General features: G+C 63.8%; 11 protein-coding genes. 4 read left to right on the top strand and 7 right to left on the bottom strand.

Annotation, left to right across the window (positions count from 1 at the left end):
• Window positions 1-171: 171 nt before the first annotated feature.
• Together FJV77_RS27400 and FJV77_RS27395 are read right to left on the bottom strand one after the other, a co-directional pair.
• Window positions 172-399 carry a hypothetical protein gene (locus FJV77_RS27400; RefSeq protein ID WP_112561108.1) on the bottom strand — a complete coding sequence of 76 codons (228 nt, stop codon included), beginning with the start codon at window positions 397-399 and terminating at the stop codon, window positions 172-174.
• A 37-nt stretch (window positions 400-436) separates the two neighbouring features.
• Window positions 437-739 (bottom strand): hypothetical protein, encoded by a 303-nt coding sequence (locus FJV77_RS27395; protein WP_112561109.1) that lies wholly within the window; start codon window positions 737-739, stop codon window positions 437-439.
• Between the two features lie 258 nt (window positions 740-997).
• Between FJV77_RS27395 and FJV77_RS27390 the strand changes: the two genes are divergently transcribed.
• From FJV77_RS27390 to FJV77_RS27380, 3 genes are all read left to right on the top strand, one after another.
• Window positions 998-1,714: a response regulator transcription factor gene (locus tag FJV77_RS27390; protein ID WP_142869635.1), complete on the top strand. Its 717-nt coding sequence runs from the start codon at window positions 998-1,000 to the stop codon at window positions 1,712-1,714.
• Window positions 1,711-3,120 (top strand): ATP-binding protein, encoded by a 1,410-nt coding sequence (locus FJV77_RS27385; protein ID WP_142869634.1) that lies wholly within the window; start codon window positions 1,711-1,713, stop codon window positions 3,118-3,120. Before FJV77_RS27390 ends, FJV77_RS27385 begins: the two co-directional genes overlap by 4 nt.
• 93 nt (window positions 3,121-3,213) lie before the next feature.
• Window positions 3,214-3,594, top strand: coding sequence for a YciI family protein (locus FJV77_RS27380; protein ID WP_142869633.1), 381 nt, complete (start codon window positions 3,214-3,216; stop codon window positions 3,592-3,594).
• 65 nt (window positions 3,595-3,659) lie between these two features.
• Here the strand turns inward: FJV77_RS27380 and FJV77_RS27375 are convergent, their stop codons facing one another.
• Both FJV77_RS27375 and FJV77_RS27370 read right to left on the bottom strand, forming a co-directional pair.
• A complete protein-coding gene (locus FJV77_RS27375; protein WP_142869632.1) occupies window positions 3,660-5,135 on the bottom strand; it encodes an aspartate aminotransferase family protein in 1,476 nt (491 codons plus the stop codon).
• A 19-nt stretch (window positions 5,136-5,154) separates the two neighbouring features.
• Entirely contained in the window at window positions 5,155-6,240 is a 1,086-nt protein-coding gene (locus FJV77_RS27370) for a pyridoxal-phosphate dependent enzyme (RefSeq protein WP_142869631.1), read from the bottom strand.
• Window positions 6,241-6,440: 200 nt separating this feature from the next.
• Here FJV77_RS27370 and FJV77_RS27365 point away from each other — a divergent pair, with 200 nt between their 5' ends.
• Window positions 6,441-8,471, top strand: a complete 2,031-nt coding sequence (locus FJV77_RS27365) for a transcriptional regulator (protein ID WP_246691398.1) — start codon at window positions 6,441-6,443, stop codon at window positions 8,469-8,471.
• A gap of 40 nt (window positions 8,472-8,511) precedes the next feature.
• Here the strand turns inward: FJV77_RS27365 and FJV77_RS27360 are convergent, their stop codons facing one another.
• The 3 genes from FJV77_RS27360 to choW form a co-directional block, all read right to left on the bottom strand.
• The gene (locus FJV77_RS27360) at window positions 8,512-8,742 is read right to left on the bottom strand and encodes a hypothetical protein (protein ID WP_142869630.1); all 231 of its coding nucleotides are present in this window, start codon (window positions 8,740-8,742) and stop codon (window positions 8,512-8,514) included.
• Between the two features lie 99 nt (window positions 8,743-8,841).
• The gene (gene choV, locus FJV77_RS27355) at window positions 8,842-10,023 is read right to left on the bottom strand and encodes a choline ABC transporter ATP-binding protein (RefSeq protein ID WP_142869629.1); all 1,182 of its coding nucleotides are present in this window, start codon (window positions 10,021-10,023) and stop codon (window positions 8,842-8,844) included.
• Window positions 10,020-10,874, bottom strand: a complete 855-nt coding sequence (gene choW, locus FJV77_RS27350) for a choline ABC transporter permease subunit (RefSeq protein WP_142869628.1) — start codon at window positions 10,872-10,874, stop codon at window positions 10,020-10,022. Before choW ends, choV begins: the two co-directional genes overlap by 4 nt.
• Window positions 10,875-11,000 lie beyond the last annotated feature (126 nt).

The raw sequence follows: 11,000 nt of genomic DNA, 5'->3' as shown, positions 1-11,000 counted from the left end.
AAGAAGCTCGCTCTGCGCCAAGCCGCATGACCAGCGACATGGCCGCCCCTTTTTGCAGAACTTGACGCACACAACCGGATAATCATGCTCGTCGGATACGACAAGGCCGCTCCAGCCCGGGGGGGTGCTGGAGCGGCCTTGTTACAGACAACCCTACTGGGTTGGTCTGGATCAGGCCTTCGGAGCGTCCTTCTTGACGACCTTCTTGGCCTTCTTGTGCTTCTTGACGGGCTTCTTGGCGACGACCTTCTTCACCGGGGGCTTGGCGGTCGTGGTCGCCGGAGCGGTCGTCGAAGCAGCCGGAGCAGCGGTCGTGGTGGCAGCGGCATTGCCCAGAGCCGGCATCGCGAAAGCGAGAGCGACGGCGAGACCGGTGGCGGAGAGGATGGACTTCTTCATGGCTTCATTTCCTTTTTGGTGCGGGTCGGTTTGAATGTCACTGAACCGGGTCGATCGGTGTCACTCCAAGCAACTTCAAAGCGTTCGCGAGCATCCGGATACCCTGTGCCTGTTTCTTGTTGGCGCAGAACCGGTTTCCCTTTCTTTGCAGTGCTTTCGCCGCGGTGACCTGCGTTGCCGCGGCATGGGTTTCGAGGGCTTCGTCTACCTGGCGATTGAGATCGATGCAGCGCTCGCTCCTTGTGATCGGCGTCACCTTTGCGCTGGAGGCTGCGACCGCGGCCGTGACGAGCGAAATGCTGAACAGCGCACCCATCAAGCTGATCGTGAACCTGTGCATTGGTAATGTCCGTTACTCCGGAGACTAGCGTCGCAGCCGATGTCCTGACCGCCACGGAACCCTTTATGCCTTTGATTTTTTTCGTGAGTTTTTCCGAACTATAGAATTTTGTTTCTGGATTGTTTCTGGCAACAGCCGCTGCCGGGCGATCATCGCCGCTGGCCAACATGTGGCCAGAATTCTATCGTGTGGGTGACGTCGCCAAAGCAGACTCAAGCGGCGGCCACAGACTGGCCCGCCAACAATGACAGGATCGCCGTGAAATCCGATGCGCACATTCTGATCGTCGACGACGACAAGGGCATTCGCGACCTGCTTCAGGAATTCTTTCAGAAGCGAGGCCTGCGCACCACCGTTGTCGCCGACGGCATCGAGATGGAGGACATACTGCGTCGCACGCAAGTCGACCTGATCGTTCTCGATGTGATGCTGCCCGGGAAAAGCGGGCTGGAGCTCTGCCGCGACCTGCGCGCCAGCTACTCGACGCCGATCATCATGCTGACGGCGGTCACCGAGACCACCGACCGTGTCGTCGGCCTCGAAATGGGCGCCGACGACTATGTGCCGAAGCCCTTCGATCCGCGCGAGCTCCTGGCCCGCATCCGCGCTGTGCTGAGGCGCAATGGTGCGGCCGAGCCCAAGCGCGCCAGCACCAAGCAGATCTACTATTTCGCCGGCTGGACGATGGACTGTTCGCGCCGTCGGCTGATGGCGCCGGGCGACGTCAGGGTCGAGCTGACCATGGCGGAGTTCAACCTGCTGCAGACCTTCGTCAAGAGCGCACAGCGCGTGCTCACCCGAGACCAGCTCATCGAGCTTTCCGGCGGCGACAGCGACTATTCCTTCGACCGCAGCATCGACATCCTGGTCAGCCGTCTCAGGCGCAAGATGGAAGACGATCCCAAGACGCCGAAACTGATTCTGACCGTGCGCAGCGGCGGCTACCAGTTCCTGCCCGAGACCACCTCCGAATGAGACGCCTGTTGCCGCAAACCCTGCCGGTCTGGGTTTTGCTCATCGTCATTGCCGGGCTGCTGATCAGCCAGGTCGCCACCCTCTATATCGTCTCGCGCGATCGTGCCGTCGCCAATGACGAGGTCGATCTCTACCGGCTCAACGACCGCGCCTATTCGCTGGTGCAGCTGATGCACGACGACACGCCCGAGCAGCGCAAGCTGACGGCATCCGGCTTGTTCAACGCTACCTATGCGCTCACCGTTTCGGACACGCCCGCCGTCCCCTCATCGATCGCCGGCGACGACGAACTGGCCGAGCTCGAGGACATCCTGGTCGGGCGGCTGTCGAAATTCGGCATCACGGACGCCCGCGTGCGACGCGATCCGGCATCGCAGGCAGCCAACACACCTGGCGGCGTGGTGCTCACCAAGGATGTCGGCGCGGTGGAGCGCGACCTGCTGTCGCTGGCGGCGAGCTTTGCCCAGAGCGACAAGCTTACGGCATCGGTCCGCTTCGCAGACGGCCAGTGGCTGAATTTCACCGAGCCCAACACCCCGGTCGGGCCGATATTGAGCTTCGACAGCCTGCCGCTCTATTCGCTGATCGCGGCTCTGGTGGTGATCATGTCGATCTGGTCGCTGCGCCGGCTGACGGCGCCCTACCGGATGATGGAAACGGCGGTCAACCGGATCGGCACGGATCTGAAGAGCCCGCCAATCGCCGAGACCGGCAGCCGCGAAATCCGCGCCGCGGCCAAAGCCGTCAACGCCATGCAGGTCCGGCTGCGCGACTATGTCGAGGACCGCGAACATTTGGCGGCCGCACTCGCCCACGATCTGCGCACGCCGTTGACCCGTATGCGGCTGCGCCTCGAACTGTTGCGCAAATCGACGGCGCGCGAGGCGCTGGCCCACGACCTCGCCGACATCGAGAGCATCGCCAGCTCCGTTATCGACTTCGCCACCTTCGAAGTCACCGAGGAGAAGAGCGAGCGGATCGATTTCTGGTCGCTGGTGGAATCGATCGCCGACGGCTTCGAGGACGTCTCCTTCGACCATGATGGCGCCAGGCCGCGCGGCATGATCTGCATGGCGCGGCCGGTGGCGCTCAAGCGCTGCGTCAACAATCTGGTCCAGAATGCCGTGACCTACGGCAAGAAGGCCCATCTCAGCCTGCGCCAGTCGGACGGCACGATCACGCTGGTCATCCGCGACGAGGGACCGGGCATACCGCAGGCGCAACTCGACCAGGTGTTTGGCTCGTTCGTGCGGCTGGAACAGTCGCGCAACCGCCAGACCGGCGGCCTTGGCCTCGGCCTGACCATTGCCCGCAACATTGCGCGTGCCGCCGGCGGCGAGGTCCATCTGTCCAACTATCCCGGCGGCGGCCTGCTGACGGAACTCAGCCTGCCGCTGGCGGCATAAGGCAGCAGACTACCGTCTCGATGGGCACCGGGGCTGGATCGGCCAACCCAACCTTGCAATAGTGCGGCCGCTCGAACAGGAGGAGATCGCCGCATGTTTTACGCCATCCTGGCCTATCACGTCGAACAGACCATCCAGTCCCTGACGCCGCAGCAGGACGCGGCGCTGATGCACGACCTGCTCGAGGTCAATGCCAGGCTGACCCGTGAGGGCAAGCTTGGGCCGGCGGCAAGGCTGGGCGCGACCGCTGACGCCGTCACGCTGCGCGGTCCCGGAGAAGGCACCGTCGTCGACGGTCCATTCGCCGAGACCAAGGAGCAATTGCTGGGTCTGTATGTGCTTGACTGTGCCACGCAGGATGAAGCCATCGCGGCGGCGCGTGACCTGAGGCGCGTGAACCCTTCGGCAGTCTACGAAATCCGCCCGATCACATTCTACCTCCCCGGCGTAACCTTTCCGGCTACGGAAGGGTGAGGTCGCGGCGATCTCAATCGCCACCACACAGCTGCCGGCAATACCGCGGCGCCTGCCTCACCAACTCAGAGTGCCGCGATCTCGTTGCCCAGGCGGACCGTCTCGGCCACCAGAAGGTCGAGGTCTTCGCGCCGGGTCCGGTGGTTGTTGATCGCCACCCTGAGGCAATGCCGGCCTTGCACCGTCGTGTCGGAAATGGCGGCGATGCCCTCTTCCTGCAGCCGCAGCATGATCTCGGTGTTGAGCGCTTTCGAGCGTTCGCCATCGAGCCCTTCCGCGCGGTACCGGAAGCAGACGATGTTGATGCTGGTCGGCGCTGCCAGTTCGAGCGCCGGTTCGGCCTCGATCAGGCTCGCGAGATAATGCCCTTGCGCAATGTTCTGGTCGATCAGGCGGCCGAATTTTTCGACGCCATGTTCCCGCAGCGCCATCCACACTTTGAGCGCCTTGAAGCCGCGTGACGTCTGCAGGCCATAATCGTGCAGCCATTGCCCGGAAGCGAGGCCGCGCGGCGTCGATTCCAGATATTCCGGCGTCACCGCGAAGGTCTTGCGATGCGCCGAGGCATCCCTGACCAGCGCGCAGCCCGCCTCGAACGGTGCATGCAGCCATTTGTGCGGATCGAGCGCGATGGAATCGGCCCATTCGATACCGGCGACGCGATGGGCATTCTCAGGCGCAATCGCAATCAGGGCGCCGATACAGCCGTCGAGGTGGAACCACATGTCTTCCTCATGCGCCAGCTTGGCCAGCGCCTGCAGATCGTCGATGGCGCCGGTGTTGACCGTGCCGGCATTGCCGATGATGCAGGCCGGCTTGAACCCGGCCGCGCGATCTTCAGCAATCGCCGCCCGCAAAGCCTGGATGTCGATGCGCAGGCTGGCGTCGCTGGCGATGCGGCGCAGCGCCCTGTTGCCGAGGCCGAGCGCCTCCATGCCCTTGCGGTGGCAGGAGTGAATCTGGTCCGAACCATAGAAGCGCAACGGCTTCTCGATGGCGGCAACGCCGTGCTCGCGCACGTCGATGCCGGCCTTGGTGTTGCGCGCCACGGTCAGCCCGATGATGTTGGCCATCGAGCCACCGCTGACCAGCGTGCCGCTGGCCGAAGCCGGCATGCCCATCATCTGCTTGCACCAGTCGACGACCTGGCCGTCCATCAGGGCCGCGGCATGGTTGCCGCCGCCGAGATTGGAGCCCTGGATGGCCGCCAGGAAATCGCCGAGCGCGCCGGTGAAGTTGCACGACCCCATATACCAGGACCAGAAGCGTGGATGGATGTTGCCCATCGGATAGGGCATCACCTTGTCCACGACATCGCCATAGATGTCGGCAAGCGGCGTTGGCGATTGCGGCAGGGACGCAGTGAAGAAGTCCCTCACATCTCCAGGCATCTCCTGCCACACCGGCCGTTGCCTGACATCGCGCAGGTAGGCGACGGCATCGTCAACGATCCGATGCGACAGGACCTGCACATCGGCCCAGTCCGAGGGGTCAAGCGTTTCCTCGGTGCTGGTAGCCGAGTGTCCAGACATCGCGTCCATGCAAATTGCTCCCGCGCCATCATGCCAGGAACTGGCAACCGGGCGTCGAGTGCGAGAGAGCAAGCTCTTCCGCATTCATCTCGGCCTCGATGCCATCGAATAGCGGCGTCGACATATAGCGTTCGCCGGTATCGGGAAGCATGCACAGGATCACAGAACCGGCAGGTGCCGTGCCGGCGATCTGGCGCGCCACGGCGAAAGCCGAACCGCCGGAAATGCCGGTGAAGATGCCCTCTTGCTGCGCCAGCGCCTTGGCCCATTTCATGCCCTCCGGCCCGGCGATCGGCATCACCTCGTCATAGAAGCTGCAATCGATCGCTTCCTGCAGGACATCAGGGATGAAGTCCGGCGTCCAGCCCTGGATTGGGTGCGGCTCGAAGGCCGGATGACTGGCGGCCGGCGCACCGCCTGCGCCGCGCACCTGCGGCTTGCCGCTGCCGACAAGCTGCGCGTTGGCGGGTTCAGTGAGCACGATCCTGGTCTCGGGCCGCTCGCGGCGCAGCACACGCGCCACGCCGGCAACAGTGCCGCCGGTGCCATAGCCGGTGACGAAATAGTCGAGCCGCGAGCCGGCGAAATCGTTGACGATCTCGCGCCCCGTCGTTGCTTCGTGAATGTCAGCGTTGGCCTTGGTTTCGAACTGGCGGGCCAGGAACCAGCTATTGGCTTCGGCCAGTTCCACCGCCTTCTTGTACATGCCGAAGCCTTTTTCGGCGCGTGGCGTCAGCACCACCTTGGCGCCCAGCATGCGCATCAGCTTGCGGCGCTCGACCGAAAAACTGTCGGCCATCGTCACCACCAGCGGATAGCCCTTCTGCGCGCAGACCATGGCAAGGCCGATGCCGGTGTTGCCGCTGGTCGCCTCGACGATGGTCTGTCCGGGCTTGAGCGCGCCGCTACGCTCGCCTTCCTCGATGATGTTGAGCGCCAGCCGGTCTTTCACCGACGCAGCCGGGTTGAAGAACTCGGCCTTGACATAGATGGTCGCGTGCGCCGGGCCGAGATTGTTGACGCGGATTACCGGCGTATCGCCGACCGTGTCGAGAATGCTGTCGAACAGGCGGCCGCGGCCGGTCGTGGTTCTGATTTTCTGCTTATGCAACATGGATGAACTCCTGTTTTGCTCACGGGCCGGTTACAAACCGGCTGTTTGGGCGACGAGGTTTCGACACCTTGCCGCACTACACGTCCTTGACGTGCCGCAATGTGGTAAACCCCACATCCGGCGCGCAATTTTGCGAGCCGAGTGCACTTTGTCGCGTTCGGTGATAAAGCAGGAGCCGGCGGGTCAGCGTGGGAGCAGGCGTGGTATCTGGCGTGGAATCGAGCCTGGCGAGCAGCCATAAAGGTCTTGTCGTGCGCCTGTTTGGGCCGCTGGCGATTGCGCGCGACGGCGTCCCGGTGAAGTTGCCTGCATCGCGCAAGCTACGCGCACTGCTCGCCTATCTTGCGCTGGCGCCCCACCCCGTCGGACGTGGCAAGCTCTGCGAATTGCTGTGGGATGTCCCAAATGACCCCAGGGGCGAGCTTCGCTGGTGTCTCAGCAAATTGCGGGCCGCTCTCGACGAACCGGACCGCCGCAGGGTCCAAACCGCCGATGATACGATCGCGCTTGACCTCGACGGCATCTCGGTCGACGTGCTGAGTGTCGCGTCGGCGGCTGCTGCTGGCATAGAAACGCTCGACCACGAGCGGCTGCAGGCACTCGCCCGCCTGATCGTCGGCGACTTCCTCGAAGGGCTGGAGATAGACCGCATTCCGCTCTTCAACAGCTGGCTGACCGCGCAGCGCCGCCGTTTCGGCTCATGCCACGCCGCCATCCTGGAAAATCTGGTCAAGACGCTTCCGGCCGAGTCCGACGACGTCTCCGCCCATCTCGAAAAATGGCTGGAACTGACCCCGTTCGACAGCTGCGCCCACATCGCGCTTCTGGCGAGGCTGGCGCGGCGCGGCCAGTTCGGCGCATGCGAGGACCATCTTGCCGCTGCAGCAGCGCTCTTCCAATCGGAAGAGCTGGATTTCGCTCCCGTGCGCCAGGCGTGGCTTGCCATTCGCGCGGAACGTCGCTGCGCGACTTTGCCGGCACAGGCGGCAGCCCCACCCACGCCGAACGAGAGCCCGATCGTGCTTGCCGGTTCCGAAGCCTCGACCACCCACAAGGCTTCGCTTGCCGTGATGCCGTTCGCCGAAGACGCCGGGAGTGGCATTCGTGGCGGGCTGGCCGATGGCTTTACCCACGACATCATCACCCGCCTGGCCAAACTCAGGGATTTCTTCGTCATCGCCCGTGGCTCGGTCTTCGCGCTGGCCGAGAAAAACATCGCGCCGGAAGATGCCGGCCTCAGGCTGAATGTCGACTATGTCGCCACGGGTACGGTGCGCAGCCTGACAGGCCGCCTGATCGTCACCATCGAGCTTGTCGAGGTGCGCACGGCCAGGATCGTCTGGGCCGAGACGTTCGAAAGCAAGCCCGACGACATCTTCTCGGTGCTCGACGATATCGGCAACAGCATCGTGGCGTCGATCTCATCCGAGATCGAGACGGTCGAGCGCAACCGTGCCATGTTGAAGGCGCCCAATTCGCTCAATGCCTGGGAGGCCTACCATCGCGGTCTCTGGCATATGTATCGCTTCACCCGCAGCGAAAACGACCTCGCCCGGCATTTCTTCGATATAGCCGTACGGCAGGATCCGACCTTCGCCCGCGCCTATGCCGGCCTGTCCTTCACCCATTGGCAGAGCGCTTTTCAGCGCTGGGGCGACCGCGACCAGGACTGCGCGCTTGCCTTTGAGACGGCCGGCCAGAGCCTGTTGGTCGACGACCACAATCCGGCCGCGCACTGGGCCATGGGCCGGGCGCTGTGGCTGCGCGGCGAAGGAAATGCATCCGTACTCGAGCTGGAACGAGCCGTCGACCTCAGCCCCAACTTCGCGCTCGGTCACTATGCGCTGTCCTTCGTGCAGTCGCAGTCGGGCGACCCGCAAGCGGCGATCGGGTCGTCGGATCATTCGCGCCATCTGTCGCCGTTCGACCCGATGCTGTTCGGCATGCTGGGCGCGCGCGCCATGGCCCATGTCCGCCTCGGCCAGTTCGACGAGGCAGCCGAATGGGCGCTGAAGGCGGCCGCACGCCCCAACGCCCACATTATCATCCTGTCGATCGCCGCCCACTGCCTGGCGCTGGCCGGACGGCTGGACGAGGCCAAAACCTTCGCCGCCGCCGTCCGCAAGACGCTTCCGGACTACCGCGCCGACGACTTCATCGACACTTTCCGCTTCGACCCGGATGCCACAGCCCTGTTCAAGCTCGGTGCCAAGCGCATCGGGCTGAATTGAAGCTGGCGCGGCTGTCGGGGATTTCCTCCTGATTGCCCGCTCAGGAAATGACGGCGATCTTCCATGCCAGCATGGCAACGATTGCCGCAGCGCACAACAGCGTCGCCCAGCCGTGCCGTCCCCATGCGTGCAGGACAAGAACGGCCAATGCGGCAATAATCGCCGCAAGGCCACCTTTTATGTAGAAGACCTGCTCTGCGCTCAGCGGTGTGCCGGCGGCCCCGCCGATCCTGAAGAACTCCAGGATCGCCCGCGCCGCAATCACAAGCATCAGCCCGAGCGCTGCTTGCGCCGCCCGCGGTTTAGACGACCAATTCCAGATCCGCTGCAAAAGCGCCTTGTCCTCGATGGTCCCGAAGGACCGCGTCTCCTATCTGCGCAACACCGCGCTCAGCACATCGCGTATGCCGATGGCGCCGACGAAGCGCGATTGGTCGTCGAACAGCGCCACGGGCGCTGTCTGCGAGCGGTGCATGGCCAGCATCACGGTCTTCAGCGAGGTGCCCGGAGTGGCCCAGAACACCTGCGCCGTCTCCTCCGGCTGGGCCTCGACATCGACGCACGACACCCACACTGCCGGCTTGCCGTCGCGTTCAGCCGCCGCCACCAGCCCGTGATCGTCGATCTTGAAGCGCGTCGTCTTGCGCCGGTCGAGCCACACCCAGCCGTTATCGCCATGCTCGAGATCGCGACGGTCGCGCATGACATTCCAGGCGGTCAGCACCGACAACGGGTTCACATTGGCGATGAAGTCGCGGACGTAGTCGTTGGCGGGCCGCAGCACGATGTCTTCCGGCGCCCCGGTCTGCACGATGCGGCCGCCTTCCATGATGGTGATGTGGCTGCCTATCTTCAGCGCCTCTTCCAGATCGTGGCTGACAAAGATGATGGTCTTCTTCAGCTCCGCCTGCAGCTGCAGCAATTCGTCCTGCAGCTTGGTGCGGATCAGCGGATCGAGCGCCGAGAACGGCTCGTCCATCAGCAGGATCGGCGCCTCGGTGGCGAAGGCGCGCGCCAGGCCGACGCGCTGCTGCATGCCGCCGGACAGCTCATGCGCGTATTTTTTCGACCACTGGTCGAGATTGACCAGCTTGAGCTGGCGATGCACACGCTCCTTGCGCTCCTGCTCCGGCACGCCGGCGAGTTCGAGGCCGAGGCCGACATTCTCCTCCACCGTGCGCCATGGCAGCAGGCCGAACTGCTGGAACACCATCGCCACTTGCTTCTGGCGCAGCCGCCGCAGCGTCGCCTGATCGCAGGTCACGACATCGACAATGCTGTCGCCGTCCTTGACCAGCACCTGGCCGCGCGACACCACGTTGAGCCGGTTGACGGCCCGCAGCAGAGTCGACTTGCCGGAGCCGGACAGGCCCATCAGCACCGAGATCTCGCCCTCATGCACGGTCAGGCTGGCGCCGGCGCAGCCCAGCACATTGCCGGTTTTTTCGAGGATTTCGGCGCGCGTGGCGCCGCCGTCGATCAGCGCCAGCGAACCGGCCTGATCGGACCCGAAGACGATATCGACATTTTTGAAGTCAACGGCGACGGTCATTTCTTGCCTCCAACGCCGATACGCGTCATCCGGTCGAGCACGATGGCGAGCACGACAATCGCCAGACCGGCTTCAAGGCCAAGGTCGATGCGGCGCGAGCCGAGCGCGCGGTTTATTTCAGTACCAAGGCCGCCGGCGCCGATCAGCGCTGCGAACACCACCATCGACAGCGACAGCATGATCGACTGCGTCAGGCCGGCCATGATAGTCGGCAGCGCCGACGGCAGTTCGACCTTCCACAGCAGCTGCTGCTTGGTGGCGCCAAACGCCTCACCCGCCTCGATGATCGACTTCGGCACCGAGACGACGCCGAGATGGGTGAGCCGCACTGCGGTTGGGATGACGAAGATGATGGTAACGATGAGGCCGGGCGCATTGCCAAGACCGAACAGGGTCAAGACCGGGATCAGGTAAACGAAGGTCGGCAGCGTCTGCATCAGGTCGAGCACCGGCAGCATGATGCGGTAGACCTTAGGCTTGTGCGCGGCCCAGATGCCGAGTGGCACGCCGATCGCCATCGCCATGGCGGCGGCGGCCACGACCAGCACCAGCGTCTGCACCGTCTGCTTCCAGAGGTTCTGGTTGATGATGAAGATCAGGCCGAGAAAGACGGCGATGGCCAGCGGCCGTGAGCGCTGCAGCAGCCAGGCAATGATGGCAACGACCAGCGCCAGCAGCACCGGCGGCACCACCAGCAGGATGTCGACCAGTCCGTCGAGCAGAAAATTGAGGCCGTTCGAAAAAGCCCTGAACACAGTGTCGAAATTGTCGGTGAGGAAACCGAAGAACGCCTTTCCCCAGGCGCCGATCGGTATCTTGTGATCGACCATGAATTTCGAAATCGGATCCATATCGCCCCTCTCATGCGCGAGACCGCCTGCCGCCGGCCTCTGCTGTCGTTAGGTCATCTTCTCACAGGATATGAAAAAGGGCAGCCTTTTCTAAAATGGCTGCCCTTCCTGGTTCGGCTGTGCCGA

Source organism: Mesorhizobium sp. WSM4306, assembly GCF_007003975.1.
Classification (GTDB): domain Bacteria; phylum Pseudomonadota; class Alphaproteobacteria; order Rhizobiales; family Rhizobiaceae; genus Mesorhizobium.
Note: the sequence above shows the minus strand (reverse complement) of the source record. Positions and strands in the feature narration are given on the sequence as shown.

Bases quoted from the DNA above. Each gene is read 5' to 3' on its own strand.
- FJV77_RS27395 (WP_112561109.1), bottom strand. From the start codon at position 739: ATGCACAGGTTCACGATCAGCTTGATGGGTGCGCTGTTCAGCATTTCG.
- FJV77_RS27380 (WP_142869633.1), top strand. From the start codon at position 3,214: ATGTTTTACGCCATCCTGGCCTATCACGTCGAACAGACCATCCAGTCC.
- FJV77_RS27400 (WP_112561108.1), bottom strand. From the start codon at position 399: ATGAAGAAGTCCATCCTCTCCGCCACCGGTCTCGCCGTCGCTCTCGCT.
- FJV77_RS27360 (WP_142869630.1), bottom strand. From the start codon at position 8,742: ATGCTTGTGATTGCGGCGCGGGCGATCCTGGAGTTCTTCAGGATCGGC.
- FJV77_RS27370 (WP_142869631.1), bottom strand. From the start codon at position 6,240: ATGTTGCATAAGCAGAAAATCAGAACCACGACCGGCCGCGGCCGCCTG.
- FJV77_RS27385 (WP_142869634.1), top strand. From the start codon at position 1,711: ATGAGACGCCTGTTGCCGCAAACCCTGCCGGTCTGGGTTTTGCTCATC.
- choV (WP_142869629.1), bottom strand. From the start codon at position 10,023: ATGACCGTCGCCGTTGACTTCAAAAATGTCGATATCGTCTTCGGGTCC.
- choW (WP_142869628.1), bottom strand. From the start codon at position 10,874: ATGGATCCGATTTCGAAATTCATGGTCGATCACAAGATACCGATCGGC.
- FJV77_RS27375 (WP_142869632.1), bottom strand. From the start codon at position 5,135: ATGGACGCGATGTCTGGACACTCGGCTACCAGCACCGAGGAAACGCTT.